Here is a 17462-nt window from a genome sequence, read left to right on the forward strand (position 1 = left end):
GTACGGCCCCGTGACCGGGAGTGTCAGAGGTGCGTCGGCTCGAACATCCGCAGCAGGGCCGGGAGGACGACGACCGAGGGGCCCGGGGTGGCGAGGGACTTCGCGAGGTCCTCCGTCAGGGTCTCCGGGGTCGTGCGGAGGGCAGGGACGCCGAAGGACTCGGACAGGGCCACGAAGTCCGGGCGGGAGAGTTCGGTGGCCGTGGCCTCGCCGAAGGCCTCCGTCATGTACTCGCGCAGGATGCCGTAGCCGCCGTCGTCGACGATGAGCCACGTGACGTTCGAGCCGTACTGCTTCGCCGTCGCCAGCTCCGCGATCGAGTACATCGCGCCGCCGTCGCCCGAGACCGCGAGGACCGGGCGCGTCGGGTCGGCGGCCGCCGCGCCGAGGGCGGCGGGGAAGCCGTAGCCGAGGCCGCCGGCGCCCTGGGCCGAGTGCATGGTGTTCGGGTGGCGGGCGTCGAAGGCCGACCAGGCCCAGTACGCCAGGATCGTCATGTCCCAGAAGCTCGGCGAGTCGTCCGGCAGCGCCTCCCGCACCGACGCCACGATCCGCTGCTCCAGGCCGAGGTCCTGCGCCGCGATGCGGTCCCTGACCTTCGTCAGGACGGCCGCCACCCGCTCCGGGGCCGTCGCGTCCGTACGCTCCTCCACCGTCTCCAGGAGCGCCTGGAGCGCCAGGCGCGCGTCCGCGTGGATGCCGAGCGCCGGGTGGTTGGACTCCAGCTTGCCCGCGTCCGCCTCGATCTGGATCACCCGGCCGCGCGGCGCGAACGTGTGGTAGTTCGAGGACAGCTCCCCGAGACCCGAGCCGACGACCAGCAGGACGTCCGCGTCCTCCAGGAAGTCCGTGGTGTGCCGGTCCTCCAGCCAGGACTGCAGCGACAGCGGGTGCTCCCACGGGAACGCGCCCTTGCCGCCGAAGGTCGTGACCACGGGCGCGTCGATCCGCTCGGCCAGCGCCAGCAGCTTGCCGGTCGCGTCCGAGCGCACGACTCCGCCGCCCGCGATGATCGCCGGCCGCTCGGCGTTCGCGAGCAGGTGCGCCGCCACCGCCGTCAGCTCGGGGCGCGGAACGACCTCTTCCGGCGTCGCGTCCATCGCCGTGACGACCGGCAGGGTCGTCTCCGCGAGCAGCACGTCCTGCGGGATCTCCACCCAGACCGGCCCGTGCGGGGCGGTCAGCGCGGACTCCCAGGCCGCCGCGATCGCGGACGGGATCTGGGACTGCGTACGGACCGTGTGCACCGACTTCACGATGTCCCGGAAGGACGCCTGCTGGTCGCGCAGCTCGTGCAGGTACCCGTGCCGGCCGCCGCCGAGCCCCGCCACCGGGACCTGGCTGCCGATCGCGAGCACCGGCGCGGAGGCGGCCGCCGCCTCCTGGAGCGCGGCGAGCGACATCAGCGCGCCGGGGCCCGTCGAGAGCAGCAGCGGGGCCGCCTCGCCGGTCATCCGGCCGTACGCGTCCGCCGCGAAGCCCGCGTTGTTCTCGACGCGCAGCCCGACGTACGTGAGCGAGGAGCGGCGCAGCGCGTCGAACATGCCGAGCGCGTGCTGGCCGGGGAGCCCGAAGACGGTCGTCGCACCGAGACCGGTCAGGGTCTCGACGACGAGGTCACCGCCGTTGCGCCCGGCGGGCGGGTTGAGGGCGGCGGCCGTCTGCGCGGCGGTGGGGCGCAGCACGAGGTCGTGGTCGTGGGTCATGTGACGGGTCCCCTCGGGGCGTGGCTCGGTCGGTCGGTACGGCCGGTGATCGCGTACGGGCAGGTGGTCGGAGTGGGGCGCCGTTCGCGGACGCACCCACCCAGCCCGGTGGTCGGGGTGGGGCGCCGTTCGCGGACGCCCCCACCCGACCCGGTGGTCGAATGGGGGCGCCCTTCACGGACGCCCCACCCGACCCCAGGGGTTACTACGCGCCGGAGGCGCGCCCCGCCGCGATCTGGCGGGACATGATCGTCGTCAGTTCGTACGCCGTGTGCGAGGCCGCGACCGCCGTGATCTCCGCGTGGTCGTAGGCCGGGGCCACCTCCACCACGTCCGCCGAGACCAGGTTGCAGGAGGACAGGCCGCGCAGGATCTCCAGGAGCTCGCGGGAGGTCATGCCGCCCGCCTCCGGGGTGCCGGTGCCGGGGGCGTGGGCCGGGTCGAGGCAGTCGATGTCGATGGAGATGTACAGCGGGCGGTCGCCGATGCGCTGGCGCAGCTGGTCGGCGACCTCGTCGGCGCCGCGGCGGTAGATGTCCGCCGAGGTGACGATGCCGAAGCCCATCTTCTCGTCGTCGGTCAGGTCCTGCTTGCCGTACAGCGGGCCGCGGGTGCCGACGTGCGACAGGGCGGAGGTGTCGAGGATGCCCTCCTCGACGGCGCGGCGGAACGGGGTGCCGTGGGTGTACTCGGCGCCGAAGTACGTGTCCCAGGTGTCGAGGTGCGCGTCGAAGTGGAGCAGCGCGACCGGGCCGTGCTTCTTGGCTACGGAGCGCAGCAGCGGCAGCGCGACGGTGTGGTCGCCGCCGAGGGTCATCATGCGCGCGCCCGTGGCGAGCAGGTCGTCGGCCGCGGCCTCGATCGTCTCGACGGCCTCGTTGATGTTGAACGGGTTGGCGGCGATGTCACCGGCGTCCGCGACCTGCGCGAGCGCGAACGGCGAGGCGTCCTGCGCCGGGTTGTACGGGCGCAGGAGGCGGGAGGCCTCGCGGATCGCGTTGCCGCCGAAGCGGGCGCCGGGGCGGTAGGAGACACCGCTGTCGAAGGGGATGCCGACCACGGCGACGTCGGCGGTGCCGACCTCGTCGAGTCGCGGCAGCCGGGCGAACGTCGCGGGACCGGCGTACCGCGGGATGCGGGACGAGTCGGTGGGGCCGCGGAAGGCGTTCTGGTCGCTGCTGCTCATGGTCGGGTCCTCCTGGGTGTGTCGGTGGTGTCCGGCCGGGGCCCGAGGGTCGTCTCGGGCCCCGGCCGGGAGTCTGGTGCCGTCAGCCGGTCGCCGGCGACGACACCGGCACGGTCTCCGGCTTCGTCGGGTCGGCGTCGGTGCCGGTGTCGGCGTCCGTTTCGGGGGTGTTCCGGCCCGCCAGCCGGTCACGCCAGTGGGCGAGCACGGCGGCGTCCGTCGGGCGGGTCGCCAGGGAAACGATCACATATGCGGCGAGCGAGGCCAACAAACCATAGTAAACAGGCTCATTTGCCAAGATTCCGTAAGCCCACATCAGGCCAATCACGGACAGGCCGCCGACCGTGACCGCGGCGAGCGCGCCCTGCACGGTGCCCCGGCGCCACAGCAGTCCGCCGAGGATCGGCACGAGCAGGCCGCCGACCAGCAGGTTGTACGCGACGGTCAGCGCCTGGACGACGTCGTTGAGGGCGATCGCGATGGCGATCGTGGCGATGCCCATGAGGAGGATGAAGAGACGGTTCCCCTTCACCTCGTCGTGCTCCTCGGCCCCGTCGCCCTTGGCCGTGAGACCGCGCAGCCGCGACCAGATGTCGTTGTTGGCGACGGTGGCGCAGGCGATCAGCGCGCCGGAGGAGGTCGACATCACCGCGGCGAGCGCGGCGGCGAGGACCAGGCCCCGCACGCCCATCGGCAGCTCGTCCTTGACGATCGTCGCGAAGGCGTCGTCGGCGCTGGGCAGGTTCGGGTAGAGCACCTTGGCCGCAGTACCGATGACGGCGCCGGCCAGGGCGTAGACGAGACAGTACGTACCGGCGACCGTGCCGCCCCACTTGGCGACCTTGTCGGTCCGCGCGGTGAACACCCGCTGCCAGATGTCCTGGCCGATGAGCATGCCGAAGGTGTAGATCAGGACGTACGTGAAGATCGTCTCGCCGCCGATGCCGAGCGGCGCGAAGTACTCGGTGGGCAGCTGGGCCTTCATCTCGGCGAAGCCGCCCGCCTTGATGACGGCGATCGGCAGCAGCAGGATCAGCACGCCGATGGTCTTCACCACGAACTGCACCATGTCGGTGAGCGTGATGGACCACATGCCGCCGAGCGTCGAGTACGCGACGACGATGGCGCCGCCGAGCACGATCGCGACCGTGCGGGGCAGGTCGAAGAGGACGTCGAAGATCGTGGCGTACGCGATGGTCGAGGTGACCGCGAGCATCAGCGTGTACGCCCACATGACCACGCCCGAGATGACGCCGGCCTTGCCGCCGTAGCGCAGGTCGAGCATCTCGGAGACGGTGTAGACCTTCAGCCGGGCGATCCGGGCGGAGAAGAAGATCGAGAGGGCCAGCAGGCCGAGGCCGATGGCGAAGACCATCCAGGCGCCGGAGAGGCCGTACTTGTAGCCGAGGCCCACACCACCGATCGTCGAGGCGCCGCCGAGAACGATGGCGGCCATGGTGCCGGAGTACATCCAGGGGCCGAGCCGACGGCCCGCCACCAGGAACTCGCTCTTGGACTTGGCGCGGCGCATGCCCCACCAGCCCATCGCGAGCATGCCGGCCAAGTACAGGACGATCACTGTGTAGTCGACGGCCATGGGGTGGGCCCTCCCTCGTTCGTTTCGGTGGCGTGTCGTGCGGTGGAGTGACAACCAGTGACTGTTCGCGAGGACATCCGCCCGTACCCGCGGCCGCTGGATGGGACGAGGCTAGGTGGCCGGAAAGCGACGATGAAGCGTAAGTTTCATCCACTGTTAATCCGGTGCGATGTACGAAAGGTCCATAGCGATGGCCGCGCAAGAACCGACGTCCACGCCACCGGCCCCACCCGTCTCGCTGGCCGCGCTGCTCGGCCGGAAGGACCTCGGGCTGCGGCTCCTGGCGGGACCGGCCGACGCCGCCATCCACTGGGTGCACACCTCCGAGATGGCCGACCCGTACCCGTACCTGCTCGGCGGCGAGCTCCTGATGACCGCGGGCGTGCAGCTCCCGGACCCGGCGCACTATGTCGAGCGGGTGGTGGCGGCGGGCGCGGCGGCGCTCGGCTTCGGTGTCGCGCCGGTGTACGACACCGTCCCCGCGGCCCTCGTCGCCGCCTGCGAGCGGCACGGGCTGCCGCTGCTCGAAGTGCCGCCGCAGACGCCGTTCACGGCGGTGGCGCGGGCGGTCTGGCGGCTGATGGCGGAGGCCCGCCACCGGGAGCTGCGACGGGTGACCGAGGCCCAGCAGTCGCTCGCGGTGGCGGCGGCCCGGCCCGCGCCCGTCCCGGCGGTCCTGGGGGCGCTCGCCTCCCGGCTCGGCGGGCGGGCGGTGCTGTACGCGGCGGACGGCACGCCCTACGCGGCGGCGGGGCGGGAGCTGCCGGGCACGGTGTCCCGGGCGCTCATGGAGTTGGCGGGCGTGGTGGGCCACCGGCCCGGCGGCCCGGCCACGGCGAGCGGCGAGGGCGACGGGCTGCGCCTGGCCGCGTACGCGCTGGGCGGCGGCGACGGGCTGACCCTCGGGGTCGCCACGGAGAGCCGGGAGCCCGGGGACCACACCATCGCGGGCGTCGCCGTCGTCCTGCTCTCCCTGCTGACCGCCCCGCACCGCGGCGCGGACGTCTCCGCCCGCGACACGTCCTTGGTCCGCCTCCTCCTCGGGGCCGACGTCGAGGAGGCTTCACGTCCCCTCGGCCCCGGCCCCTGGACGGTCGTCCACGCCAGGGGCGGCGACGGCACCCCGTTCGCGGCCCCGAGCCTGGGCGCGGCACTGGGGACGGCGCTGGTGGACGCGGGCGGGAGCGGCACGGGCAGCACGGGTGGGGGCGGTGCGGGCGGGGGCGCACCCGGACGCGCCGACGCGGAGGCGGGGAGCAGCGAGCCGGACGGCACCCCCGTGTCCGTACGACTGCTGCTCCCCGCCTCCTCCCCCGTCACCGCCCAGCCCGGCTGGACCCTCGGGGTCAGCGCCCCCGTCGCGGCCGGCGACCTGGCCGTCGGCGACGCGCAGGCCGCGCGGGCGCTGCGCCGCGCGGAGGCGACCCGTACGGACCTCGTACGCCACCGGCCCGCCGGGTTCGGCGGGCTGATGGACACGGCGGAGGCGACGGCGTACGCGCGAACCCTCCTCGCGCCCCTCCACGAACCGCTCACCGAGACGCTGCGCACCTGGCTCTCGCTGCACGGCAACTGGGACCGCACGGCCGTCGCCCTGGACATCCACCGCAACACCGTCCGCCAGCGCATCGCGCGCTGCGCGACGCTCCTGGCCATGGACCTGGACGACGCGGACGTTCGGATGGAGCTGTGGTTCGCCCTCGGCCGGCTTTAGCGCTCGGTCAGGGCCAGAGCTTGTTCACGGCGGTACGGGTGGTGGTCTTGAAGGCGGTCACCGGGGCGTCCGCCAGGTCGCCCATCTGCCCCCAGCGGACGAGGGTGACGGTGCGGCCGTCGCGGCCGACGGAGAAGAGGTGGATGTCCGTGTTGTCGACCTGCGCGTCGGCGGTGTCCAGGCTGTAGACCCAGGCGCCCTCCTCGACGGCGACCTTGCCGTGGGCGGCGCTGACGGCCTTCAGGCCCGGGTTCTGACGCTCCAGCAGGGGCCCGCAGCCGGCGAGGGACTTGCGGAGGGTGTCGACCAGCTTCACGGCGTCGGCCTCGGTGCGGGCGACGGTGGTGACCTGGACGCCGTTGGTGTCGAGCTCGGTGGTGAACTCGCGGTAGCGGGTGTTCTGCGCCGGGATCTTGTACGGGGCGCAGAGGACGCCGCCGTTCTCCGGGACGCCGGTGAAGACCTGGGTGGCGGTCCACGGCGTCGACGACGGCGGCATCTGGGAGGCGGCGAGGAAGGCGGGCTGGGTGGCGGCCTGCGCCGGGGCTGTGGCGAGGGCCGCGAGGCCCAGGGCGGCAGCGGCGGCGGTGGCGAGTGCCGTGCGGATCTTGTTCATGGTGGTGGATCCCCCGTCGGGTCGTTCGGTCAGTGCTCGACCAGCGTCGGGCCCGGCGCCCGCCGCCTGCAACGGTGACGCGCCCACCATCCGTCCCGGAACCATTCCACCCCCGCTGACGTGCAAGGACGTGAAGGGTGGGACGCGTGGTCGAGGGGGATGGAATGCCGAAGGACGCCGCCGTCGAGGAGTTCGCTCGGCTCGTGCGCGCGATGAAGGCGCAGGACGGGAGGAGTTACGAGGCGCTGGGGCGGCGCCTGAGCGTCAGCGCGTCCACCCTCCACCGCTACTGCTCCGGCGCGACCGTCCCCGAGGAGTTCGCCGTGGTCGACCGCCTCGCCCTGCTGTGCGGGGCGGACGAGGAGGAGCGGCGGGCCCTGGAGGCGGCCTGGACCCGCGCGGACCGCGCTCGCCGCCCTGCGGTACCGGAGCTCGGCGCGGAGTCGGAGCCCGAGCCCGGCCCCGATCCGAAGCCGGAGCCGGAGCCCGAGCCGGCGTCTGCGTCTGCGTCTGCGTCTGCGTCTGCGTCTGCGTCTGCGTCTGCGTCCGAGCTGGCACCCGTGCACGCGCGCGTGCCGGGCCTCCCGTCCGAGCGGCGGAGGCGCCGGTGGGGATGGGTGGGCGTGGTCTGCGGGGCGCTGGCGGTCGTGGGGGCGGTGACGCTCGGAGCCGTACTCCTGCCCGGGAAGACCCGGGAGCGGGCCGCCGAACCACCGGCGCCGCTGACGTGGACGGTCGCCTCGGACATCTGGAAGGGCGGGTGCGCGTACACCTACCTCATGGAGCGGACGCCCCCTCCCCCGCCGGAGGCGGCCGACGCGCGGGGCTGGGCGGCGGCGCAGGAGGCCGTGGACGGCGGGGAGACGCTGGTGCGGGTGTCGGTGCAGGGGAAGGGCGCGGCGGCGGTGGTGCTCCAGGCGCTGCACGTGCGGGTGGTGGAGCGGGGCGCGCCGCTGCCGTGGGCGGCGTACCGGATGGGCGACGGGTGCGGCGGGGCGGTGACGCCGCGCCTCTTCGAGTTGGATCTGGACCGGCCGCGGCCGGTGGCTCGGGCACGCGACGGTTACGACGCCTCCGGGGAGGAGGGCCGGACGCTCCCGGCGATCTCCTTCCCGTACGCGGTGACCTCGTCGGACCCGGAGGAGCTGCTCGTCACCGCCCGGACGGCAGGCTGCGACTGCCGCTGGTACCTGGAGCTGGTGTGGAGCAGCGAGGGCCGTTCGGGGACGGTCCGGATCACCGACGACGGGCAGCCGTTCCGCACCGCCCCCGTCGCCGGCAGGCCTTCGTTCGCGTACGACGACGTGAACCGTCGCTGGATCCGCGAAGAGGCCTCCGGCTCCTGACCGGACGTGATGTGGGCAACCATGCGTCCCCAACCCTGGACAGCGGCCAGAACCGATGGGTAACTTGACTGAGCAAGCGCTTAGCCATACATGGGCCCGCACATCCGGAGGAGTCGTACCGTGCGCCGTACCGTATTCAACGAGGACCACGAGGCGTTCCGGGAGACCATCCGCGCCTTCATCGAGGCCGAGGTCGTCCCCGTCTACGACGAGTGGTTCGCCGCGGGCCAGGCGCCGCGCGAGTTCTACGACAAGCTCGGTGAGCTGGGCATCTTCGGCATCAACGTCCCCGAGGAGTTCGGCGGCGCGGGCCTGGACACCCACAAGTTCGAGGCCGTCCTCTACGAGGAGACCTCACGCGCGGGCGTGCAGTTCGGCGGCTCCGGCGTGCACGTGCTGCTCGCCCTGCCGTACATCAAGATGCTCGCCAACGACGAGCAGAAGAAGAAGTACCTGCCGAAGTTCGTCTCCGGCGAGGAGATGTGGGCCCTCGCGATGACCGAGCCGGGCACCGGCTCCGACGTCGCGGGCATGAAGACCACCGCCAAGCTCTCCGAGGACGGCACGCACTACGTCCTCAACGGCGCCAAGACCTTCATCACCGGTGGCGTCCACGCCGACCGCGTGATCGTCTGCGCCCGTACGTCCGCCCCGACGGCCGAGGACCGCCGCTTCGGCATCTCCCTCTTCGCCGTGGACACCAAGTCCGAGGGCTACTCCATCGGCCGCAAGCTGGACAAGCTGGGCCTGCGCACCTCCGACACCGCCGAGCTGGCGTTCGTCGACGTGAAGGTGCCGGTCGAGGACCTCCTCGGCGAGGAGAACAAGGGCTTCTACTACCTCGGCCACAACCTCGCCTCCGAGCGCTGGGGCATCGCCTTCGGCGCCTACGCGCAGGCCAAGGCCGCCGTCCGCTTCGCCCAGCAGTACGTCACGGACCGCACGGTCTTCGGCAAGCCGGTCGCGCACTTCCAGAACACCAAGTTCGAGCTGGCCGCCTGCCAGGCCGAGGTGGACGCGGCCGAGGCCGTCGCCGACCGCGCCCTGGAGGCCCTGGACGCGGGCGAGCTGACCCCGGCCGAGGCCGCGAGCGCCAAGCTCTTCTGCACCGAGGTCGCGCACCGCGTCATCGACCGCTGCCTCCAGCTGCACGGCGGCTACGGCTACATGAACGAGTACCCGATCGCGCGCCTGTACGCCGACAACCGCGTCAACCGCATCTACGGCGGCACCAGCGAGATCATGAAGTCGATCATCGCGAAGTCGATGGGTCTGTAAGTGCCCGAGGCTCTCGACGCCCTGCTCGATCTGCTCGACCTGGAGCAGATCGAGCAGAACTTCTTCCGGGGACAGTCCCGTTCCGCCGTCGTCCCCCGCGTCTTCGGCGGCCAGGTGGCCGCCCAGGCGCTGGTGGCGGCGGGCCGGACCGTCCCCGAAGACCGGCTCGCCCACTCCCTGCACGCGTACTTCCTGCGCGCAGGGGATCCGGGCGCGCCGATCGTCTACACCGTGGACCGGATCCGCGACGGCCGGTCCTTCACCACCCGCCGGGTCGTCGCCGTCCAGCACGGGCAGCCGATCTTCCACCTCTCCGCGTCCTTCCAGACGTACGAGGAGGGGCTGGAGCACCAGTACGACATGCCGCCCGCGCCGGACCCGGAGTCCCTGCCGACGGCCGCCGAGATGCTGCCCCGGCACCTCCCGGCGGACGTCGCCGCGCGGCTCGTCGAGGCGCGCGCTGCGGTGGACCTGCGGTACGTCGACACCCCGCCGTGGGGTTCGGTCGGCGAGCCGCGCGAGCCGCGCTCGCAGGTCTGGTTCCGTACGAACGGCAAGCTGGCCGACGACCCGCTGCTGCACGTCTGCCTGGCGACGTACGTCTCCGACATGACGCTGCTCGACTCGGTGCTGCTCGCCCACGGGCGGGGCGGCTGGGCGGTCGGGGACGTCGTGGGGGCCTCGCTGGACCACGCGATGTGGTTCCACCGGCCGTTCCGGGCCGACGAATGGCTGCTGTACGACCAGGAGTCGCCGTCCGCCTCGGGCGGCCGGGGACTCGGCCAGGCCCGGATCTACACGCAGGACGGGCGGTTGGCGATCTCCGTCATCCAGGAGGGTGTCGTTCGCGTCCCGCGCTGATGACCGGACATACCGTCCGATTCATGGCGCAGAAAGACTCGCGGAACGGCTCGAAGAAGGACGCGGGGAACGGCGAGAGCACCGTCACCGTGATCGTGGCGGCGGTGGCGAACCTCGGGATCGCCGCCGCCAAGGCCATCGCCGGCGTCATCAGCGGATCGAGCGCGATGCTCTCCGAGGCGGCCCACTCGGTCGCCGACACGGTCACCGAGGTCATGCTGCTCACCGCGCTCAGGCGGAGCGAGAAGCCGGCCGACGAGGACCATCCCCTCGGCTACGCGCAGGAACGCTACGTCTGGGCGCTCCTTGCCGCCGTCGCCACCTTCGTCGGCGGCGCGGTCTTCTCCGTCTACGACGGCATCCACACCCTCACCCACGGCGAGGAGGTCGGCGACCCGCTCGTCTCGTACATCGTGCTCGGCGTCGCCTTCGTCCTGGAGAGCTTCTCCCTGCGGACGGCGGTCCGTCAGGTCAAGGGCGAGGCGGAGCGGAAGAAGGCGCCCTTCGGCCGCTATCTGCGGCGCACCCCCGACACCACCGTCAAGGCCGTCGTCATGGAGGACTCGGCCGCCCTGTGCGGGCTGATGCTGGCGGCGGGCGGGCTGCTCGGCGTCGAGCTCACCGACGACAGCGCCTGGGACGGCGTCGCCTCGATCCTCATCGGCGCCCTGCTGGTGTACGTGGCCTGGGTGCTCGGCCGCTCCAACGCGGAGCTGCTCATCGGCCGCCCGGTGCCGAAGCGGATGCGGGCGGAGATCCGCGAGGAGCTGCTGACGGTCCCGCACATCATCGACGTACTGGACCTGACGACGCTGATCCAGGGACCGGAGGAGGTCATGATCGCGGCGAAGGTCGACTTCCGTGACATGTCCTCGGCCGAGCAGGTCGAGTGGGCGTGCGAGGAGGCCGAAGAGCAGCTGCGTGAGCGCTTTCCGGCCGTCAAGCGGGTGTACCTGGACCCGACACCGGGCCTCCAGCAGCGTCGGAGCGGCGGACCCGGTCGGAGCGGCGGACCGGATCAGAGCAGGCCGGACGCGTCCAGCAGGTAGGCGGTGAGGGGCTCGTAGTAGCGGGGGTCGATGACGTGGTCGTCCAGCGGGATCGTGACCTGCATCGTGCCCTCGGCCTCGCCGATGAAGAGGGCGGGGTCGTTGCAGTCGGCGTAGCCGACGGAGTCGATCCCGCGCTGGCCGGCGCGTCCTGCCCAGCCGTGGTCGGCGACGACGAGGTCGGGCCGGGGCTCGCCCAGGGCCTCCAGGCCGTCCAGGATCGCGTTCATCGGCTCCGGCGAATGGGTGTGCCAGAGGGTCGCGCCCCGCTCGAAGACGGCGACGTCCGCGAACTGCACGACGTACCCCTCGTCGGCGGTGAGCCCGCCGGGGATCCGTACGATGTCGCAGCCCTGGGCCCGCAGCGCGGCGGCGACGCGGCTGTGGGCGTCGATCAGCGCGCCCGGGTGGCCGGTCGCGAAGAGCACCCGCTGCTTGCCCGCGGCGGCCTTGCGGAGCCGGGCGGCGGCCCGGTCGAGGGCGTCGACGGTCAGCTCGGGGTCGATGGTGTCCTGGCCGGCGCGGTGGGCGGGGTCGTCGTTCACCCCGCACCGCTCGGCCATCACGGCGAGCACGTCCTGCTCGTCGGTCCACCGGTCGCCGAGCTCCAGGCCGAGCCAGTAGTGCCGGTCGCCGTTGGCGAGCTTGCGGTAGTGGGAGAGGTTGTTGTCGCGCGGGGTGGCGACGTCTCCGGCGATCCGGGTCCGCACGAGGTGCTCGACCAGGGCGGGGCGACTGAGTATCGGCATGATGCTCATTCTGCCGGGCCGCCGGGCGGCCGTCCGCCCGGTTTCACCTCCTGGACCGGAGTCCGTGCCGCCCGCTACGCCTCCGCGAGGGCGCCGAAGGCCCCGTGCGCGAGGCGTCGCAGCAGCTCCTCCATCGAATCGCGGCCGACGGCGGCGAGGTGCGGGGTCGAGTTCAGGAGCCCGAAGACGGCGTGGACGGCGGCCCGGGCCTCGCCCTCGGAGGCCGCCGGGTACAGCTCCCGTACGACCGTCACCCACAGCTCGACGTACTGCCGCTGGAGCTGCCGGACCCGCTTGCGGTCCTCGTCCTTGAGCCGGTCGAGCTCCCGGTCGTGCAGGGTGATCAGGGGCCGGTCGTCGAGCGCGAAGTCGATGTGTCCGTCGATGAGCGCGCCGAGCAGCGCCCGCGGGTCGCCTGCGGCGTCGCCCACGCGCAGCAGGCCGCCGTCGAGGAGGCGCTCGCTGATGCCGACGAGCAGCTCCGCGAGCATCGCGTCCTTGCCCGGGAAGTGGCGGTAGAGCCCGGGGCCGCTGATGCCGACCGCGGCTCCTATCTCGTCGACGCCCACGCCGTGGAAGCCGCGCTCGGCGAAGAGGCGAGCGGCCTCTTTGAGGATCTGCTCGCGTCGCGTGGGGGCGTCGGTCCTGGCGGTGGTGGTCATGCAGATGATTCTAGACAACCGCGTTAGCGGTCGTTAACCTGAAGGACATACGTTAACGCTCATTAACCGAGCAAGGGAGCTCGAGGGATGCAGCAGGCACCTGTGCTGACGAGCGCGGCGGATCCCGCGTCCGCGGCCTGGCAGGCCAACGAGGCGGCGCACGAGGAGCTGACCGCGACGCTCCGCGCCAAGCTCGCCGCGGTCGCGCTCGGCGGCGGTGAGAAGGCCCGCGCCCGGCACACCGCGCGCGGCAAGCTGCTGCCGCGCGACCGGGTGGACACGCTCCTGGACCCGGGTTCCCCGTTCCTGGAGCTGGCCCCGCTCGCGGCCAACGGGATGTACGGCGACGCGGCCCCGGCCGCCGGGGTCATCGCGGGCATCGGCCGGGTCTCCGGCCGTGAGTGCGTGATCGTCGCCAACGACGCGACCGTCAAGGGCGGCACGTACTACCCGATGACGGTGAAGAAGCACCTGCGGGCCCAGGAGGTGGCGCTGGAGAATCGTCTCCCCTGCCTGTACCTGGTGGACTCGGGCGGCGCGTTCCTGCCGATGCAGGACGAGGTCTTCCCCGACCGGGAGCACTTCGGCCGGATCTTCTACAACCAGGCCCGGATGTCCGGAGCCGGCATCCCGCAGATCGCCGCCGTCCTCGGCTCCTGCACGGCCGGTGGCGCGTACGTCCCGGCGATGAGCGACGAGGCCGTGATCGTACGGAACCAGGGCACGATCTTCCTCGGCGGACCGCCGCTGGTGAAGGCGGCGACCGGCGAGGTCGTCACGGCCGAGGAGCTGGGCGGCGGCGAGGTGCACTCCCGTACGTCCGGAGTCACCGACCACCTCGCCGAGGACGACGCGCACGCGCTCCGGATCGTCCGGAACATCGTCGCGACCCTGCCCGCACGGGGCGAACTGCCCTGGTCGGTGGAGCCGGTCGAGGAGCCGAAGGTGGACCCGGCCGGGCTCTACGGCGCGGTGCCGGTGGACTCCCGTACCCCGTACGACGCCCGTGAGGTCATCGCGCGGATCGTGGACGCCTCCCGCTTCCAGGAGTTCAAGGCCGAGTACGGGCAGACGCTGGTCACCGGCTTCGCCCGGATCCACGGCCACCCGGTCGGGATCGTCGCCAACAACGGCATCCTGTTCTCCGAATCCGCCCAGAAGGGCGCGCACTTCATCGAGCTGTGCGACCAGCGCGGCATCCCGCTGCTGTTCCTGCAGAACATCTCGGGCTTCATGGTCGGCAAGGACTACGAGGCGGGCGGCATCGCCAAGCACGGCGCGAAGATGGTCACGGCGGTGGCCACCACGCGCGTGCCGAAGCTGACGGTGGTCGTCGGCGGCTCGTACGGCGCGGGCAACTACTCGATGTGCGGCCGGGCGTACTCCCCGCGCTTCCTGTGGATGTGGCCCAACGCCAAGATCTCCGTCATGGGCGGCGAGCAGGCCGCGTCGGTCCTCGCGACCGTCAAGCGGGACCAGCTCGGCGACGAGTGGAGCGCGGAGGACGAGGAAGCCTTCAAGGCCCCGATCCGCGCGCAGTACGAGACCCAGGGCAACGCCTACTACGCGACGGCCAGGCTCTGGGACGACGGGGTCATCGACCCGATGGAGACCCGCCAGGTGGTGGGCCTCGCCCTGACGGCCTGCGCCAACGCGCCGCTGGGTGACCCCCAGTTCGGCGTCTTCCGGATGTGAGGGGACCCCAGCAGATGTTCGACACAGTCCTTGTGGCCAACCGGGGCGAGATCGCGGTCCGCGTCATCCGCACACTGCGGGCGCTCGGCGTCCGCTCGGTCGCGGTGTACAGCGACGCGGACGCGGAGGCACGGCACGTCCGGGAGGCGGACACGGCGGTACGGATCGGCCCGCCGCCGGCCTCGGAGTCGTACCTGTCGGTACCGGCCCTGCTCGAAGCGGCCCGTCGCACGGGCGCGCAGGCGGTCCACCCGGGGTACGGCTTCCTGGCGGAGAACGCGGGCTTCGCGAAGGCGTGCGAGGAGGCGGGCCTGACGTTCATCGGCCCGCCGGCCTCGGCGATCTCGCTGATGGGCGACAAGATCCGCGCGAAGGAGACGGTGAAGGCGGCAGGGGTCCCGGTGGTCCCGGGCGCCGCCGATCCCGAACTGGAGTCGGCCGCACGCGAGCTGGGCGCCCCGGTCCTCCTCAAGCCCTCGGCGGGCGGCGGCGGCAAGGGCATGCGCCTGGTGCGCGACCTGTCGGTGCTCACGGACGAGATCGCGGCGGCGCGCCGCGAGGCGCGGTCGTCCTTCGGCGACGACACCCTCCTGGTGGAGCGGTGGATCGACCGCCCGCGCCACATCGAGATCCAGGTCCTCGCGGACGCCCACGGGAACGTGGTCCACCTGGGCGAGCGCGAGTGCTCGCTCCAGCGCCGCCACCAGAAGATCATCGAGGAGGCCCCGAGCGTCCTGTTGACTCCCGAACTCCGGTCGGAGATGGGCGAGTCGGCGGTCGAGGCGGCGCGCTCGTGCGGGTATGTCGGCGCGGGCACCGTGGAGTTCATCGTGCCGGGCGGCGACCCGTCCTCGTACTACTTCATGGAGATGAACACCCGGCTCCAGGTCGAGCACCCGGTGACGGAGCTCATCACGGGCCTGGACCTGGTGGAGTGGCAGCTGCGGGTCGCGGCGGGCGAGAAGCTGGGCTTCGGGCAGTCGGACATCCGCCTGGACGGCTGGGCGATCGAGGCCCGGATCTGCGCGGAGGACCCCTCGCGGGGCTTCCTCCCCTCGGGCGGCACGGTCCTCTCCCTGCGGGAGCCGCAGGGCGACGGGGTGCGCACGGACTCGGGCCTGAGCGAGGGCACGGAGGTCGGCAGCCTGTACGACCCGATGCTGTCGAAGGTCATCGTCCACGCCCCGGACCGCCCGACAGCCCTCCGCCGCCTCCGCGCGGCCCTCGCGGACACGGTCACCCTCGGCGTCCCGACGAACGCGGGCTTCCTGCGACGCCTGCTGGCGCACGAGTCGGTGGTGAGCGGGGACCTGGACACGGGCTTGGTGGAGCGCGACGCGGAGAGCCTGACCGGAGGGTCGGTCCCGCCGGAGGTGTACGCGGCGGCTGCGCTGCTGCGCCAGTTTCCCCCGACTCCTGGGCCGACCGGCTGGACGGACCCCTTCGACGCCCCGACCGCCTGGCGCCTCGGCGGCCAACCGGCCTGGACCCCGCGCCACTTCCGCGCGGCGGGCCACGACCCGGTCGCGAGCCGCATCCGCGGCACGGCGGGGGGCGCGGAGCTGGTGCTGGGTGAGGGTGCGGACGCGTCCGGGGCAGGAGGGTTGTTCGCTGTCGCGCTCGGCAGCGCCCCCGAAGCCCCCGGCAGGGTTTCGGGAAGGGGTGGGGTGGGGGAAACCGCCGCCGACCACGTGACCGTGCGCCTCGACGGCGTCGTCCACCACTTCCACGTCGCCCGCTCCCCCGAGGGCCTCTGGCTCGGCCGGGACGGGGACTCCTGGCACCTCCAGGACCACGACCCCGTCGCCGCGGCGCTCAGCGGCGCCCGGCACGGCGGCGCCGACACGCTGGCCGCGCCGATGCCCGGCACCGTGACCGTGGTCAAGGTCGCGGTCGGGGACGAGGTCGAAGCCGGGCAGAGCCTGCTCGTGGTCGAGGCCATGAAGATGGAGCACGTCATCTCCGCCCCGCACGCCGGCACCGTCACCGAGCTGGACGTCACCCCCGGCTCCACCGTCGCCATGGACCAGATCCTCGCCGTGGTGACCCCCAGGGAGGAATCATGACCACGGGCCTGCCCATGCGCGTGCCCGCCCCCGGGCTCCCCGCCCGAGTCCGGATCCACGAGGTCGGCCCCCGCGACGGGCTCCAGAACGAGAAGACCGTCGTCCCGACGGACGTCAAGGCCGAGTTCGTACGACGGCTCGCCGCCGCCGGGCTCTCCACCGTGGAGGCGACCAGCTTCGTCCACCCCAAGTGGGTTCCCCAACTCGCCGACGCCGAGCAGCTGTTCCCGATGCTCGGCGGGGTGCCGGCCCGGCTTCCCGTACTCGTACCGAACGAGCGCGGACTCGACCGCGCCCTCGCCCTCGGCGCCCGCGACGTCGCCGTCTTCGCCTCCGCCACCGAGTCCTTCGCGAAGGCCAACCTCAACCGGACCGTCGACGAGGCCCTCGCCATGTTCGAGCCCGTCGTCACGCGCGCCATAGAGCAGGGTCTCCGCGTCCGCGGCTACCTCTCCATGTGCTTCGGCGACCCCTGGGAGGGCCCGGTCCCCGTCGAGCAGGTCGTGCGCGTCACGAAGGCCCTGGCCGAGATGGGCTGCGACGAGCTGAGCCTCGGCGACACGATCGGGGTCGCCACCCCGGGCCACGTCACCGAGCTCCTGCGCGGCCTGAACGAGGCCGGGGTGCCGACGCGGCGCCTCGCCGTGCACTTCCACGACACCTACGGCCAGGCCCTCTCCAACACCCTCGCCGCCCTCCAGCACGGCGTCACCACCGTCGACGCCTCCGCCGGCGGCCTCGGCGGCTGCCCCTACGCCAAGAGCGCCACGGGCAACCTCGCCACCGAGGACCTCGTGTGGATGCTCGACGGCCTCGGCATCGAGACCGGTGTCGATCTGACCGCCCTCACCGCCACCAGCGCGTGGATGGCTGAACAACTGGGCCGACCGAGCCCGTCCCGTACCGTCCGCGCCCTCTCCCACAAGGAGTGACGTCA

General features: G+C 72.6%; 14 protein-coding genes. 8 read left to right on the forward strand and 6 right to left on the reverse strand.

Translation table 11 applies throughout. The features are described from left to right. Positions 1-23: 23 nt before the first annotated feature. The 3 genes from ACWCO8_RS28410 to ACWCO8_RS28420 all read right to left on the reverse strand — a co-directional run bounded on the left by ACWCO8_RS28410 (position 24) and on the right by ACWCO8_RS28420 (position 4489). Positions 24-1706: a thiamine pyrophosphate-binding protein gene (locus ACWCO8_RS28410; RefSeq protein ID WP_451034663.1), complete on the reverse strand. Its 1683-nt coding sequence runs from the start codon at positions 1704-1706 to the stop codon at positions 24-26. Positions 1707-1911: 205 nt separating this feature from the next. After that, positions 1912-2892 carry an agmatinase gene (gene speB, locus ACWCO8_RS28415; protein ID WP_451034664.1) on the reverse strand — a complete coding sequence of 327 codons (981 nt, stop codon included), beginning with the start codon at positions 2890-2892 and terminating at the stop codon, positions 1912-1914. A gap of 82 nt (positions 2893-2974) precedes the next feature. Further along, entirely contained in the window at positions 2975-4489 is a 1515-nt protein-coding gene (locus ACWCO8_RS28420) for a sodium:solute symporter (RefSeq protein WP_451034665.1), read from the reverse strand. 190 nt (positions 4490-4679) lie between these two features. Here ACWCO8_RS28420 and ACWCO8_RS28425 point away from each other — a divergent pair, with 190 nt between their 5' ends. Next, a complete protein-coding gene (locus ACWCO8_RS28425) occupies positions 4680-6203 on the forward strand; it encodes a PucR family transcriptional regulator (RefSeq protein ID WP_451034666.1) in 1524 nt (507 codons plus the stop codon). A 7-nt stretch (positions 6204-6210) separates the two neighbouring features. Here ACWCO8_RS28425 and ACWCO8_RS28430 read toward each other — a convergent pair whose 3' ends face one another. Beyond that, positions 6211-6819: a hypothetical protein gene (locus ACWCO8_RS28430; protein ID WP_451034667.1), complete on the reverse strand. Its 609-nt coding sequence runs from the start codon at positions 6817-6819 to the stop codon at positions 6211-6213. A 164-nt stretch (positions 6820-6983) separates the two neighbouring features. On the opposite strand from ACWCO8_RS28430, the gene ACWCO8_RS28435 reads away from it, so the two are divergent. From ACWCO8_RS28435 to ACWCO8_RS28450, 4 genes are all read left to right on the forward strand, one after another. Beyond that, entirely contained in the window at positions 6984-8165 is a 1182-nt protein-coding gene (locus tag ACWCO8_RS28435; protein WP_451034668.1) for a helix-turn-helix domain-containing protein, read from the forward strand. A 120-nt stretch (positions 8166-8285) separates the two neighbouring features. Next, complete coding sequence (locus ACWCO8_RS28440; RefSeq protein WP_451034669.1) at positions 8286-9443, forward strand: acyl-CoA dehydrogenase family protein; 1158 nt, start codon at positions 8286-8288, stop codon at positions 9441-9443. Next, positions 9444-10304, forward strand: coding sequence for an acyl-CoA thioesterase II (tesB, locus tag ACWCO8_RS28445; RefSeq protein WP_451034670.1), 861 nt, complete (start codon positions 9444-9446; stop codon positions 10302-10304). A gap of 23 nt (positions 10305-10327) precedes the next feature. Then, entirely contained in the window at positions 10328-11353 is a 1026-nt protein-coding gene (locus ACWCO8_RS28450) for a cation diffusion facilitator family transporter (RefSeq protein WP_451034671.1), read from the forward strand. Here the strand turns inward: ACWCO8_RS28450 and ACWCO8_RS28455 are convergent. Both ACWCO8_RS28455 and ACWCO8_RS28460 read right to left on the reverse strand, forming a co-directional pair. Then, positions 11323-12102, reverse strand: coding sequence for a phosphatase (locus ACWCO8_RS28455; protein WP_451034672.1), 780 nt, complete (start codon positions 12100-12102; stop codon positions 11323-11325). The two genes, ACWCO8_RS28450 and ACWCO8_RS28455, sit on opposite strands and share 31 nt — an antisense overlap. A gap of 74 nt (positions 12103-12176) precedes the next feature. Next, positions 12177-12764, reverse strand: a complete 588-nt coding sequence (locus tag ACWCO8_RS28460; protein ID WP_362011510.1) for an SACE_7040 family transcriptional regulator — start codon at positions 12762-12764, stop codon at positions 12177-12179. Positions 12765-12851: 87 nt separating this feature from the next. Between ACWCO8_RS28460 and ACWCO8_RS28465 the strand changes: the two genes are divergently transcribed. From ACWCO8_RS28465 to ACWCO8_RS28475, 3 genes are read left to right on the forward strand one after another with little or no spacing between them, the layout of a single operon-like run. Further along, on the forward strand, positions 12852-14459 hold the full coding sequence (locus tag ACWCO8_RS28465; protein WP_362011513.1) for a carboxyl transferase domain-containing protein: 1608 nt from the start codon (positions 12852-12854) through the stop codon (positions 14457-14459). Positions 14460-14473: 14 nt separating this feature from the next. After that, positions 14474-16525 carry an ATP-binding protein gene (locus tag ACWCO8_RS28470; RefSeq protein WP_451034673.1) on the forward strand — a complete coding sequence of 684 codons (2052 nt, stop codon included), beginning with the start codon at positions 14474-14476 and terminating at the stop codon, positions 16523-16525. Then, positions 16522-17457, forward strand: a complete 936-nt coding sequence (locus ACWCO8_RS28475) for a hydroxymethylglutaryl-CoA lyase (protein WP_451034674.1) — start codon at positions 16522-16524, stop codon at positions 17455-17457. Before ACWCO8_RS28470 ends, ACWCO8_RS28475 begins: the two co-directional genes overlap by 4 nt. Positions 17458-17462 lie beyond the last annotated feature (5 nt).

Source organism: Streptomyces sp. NPDC001927 (genome assembly GCF_053594455.1).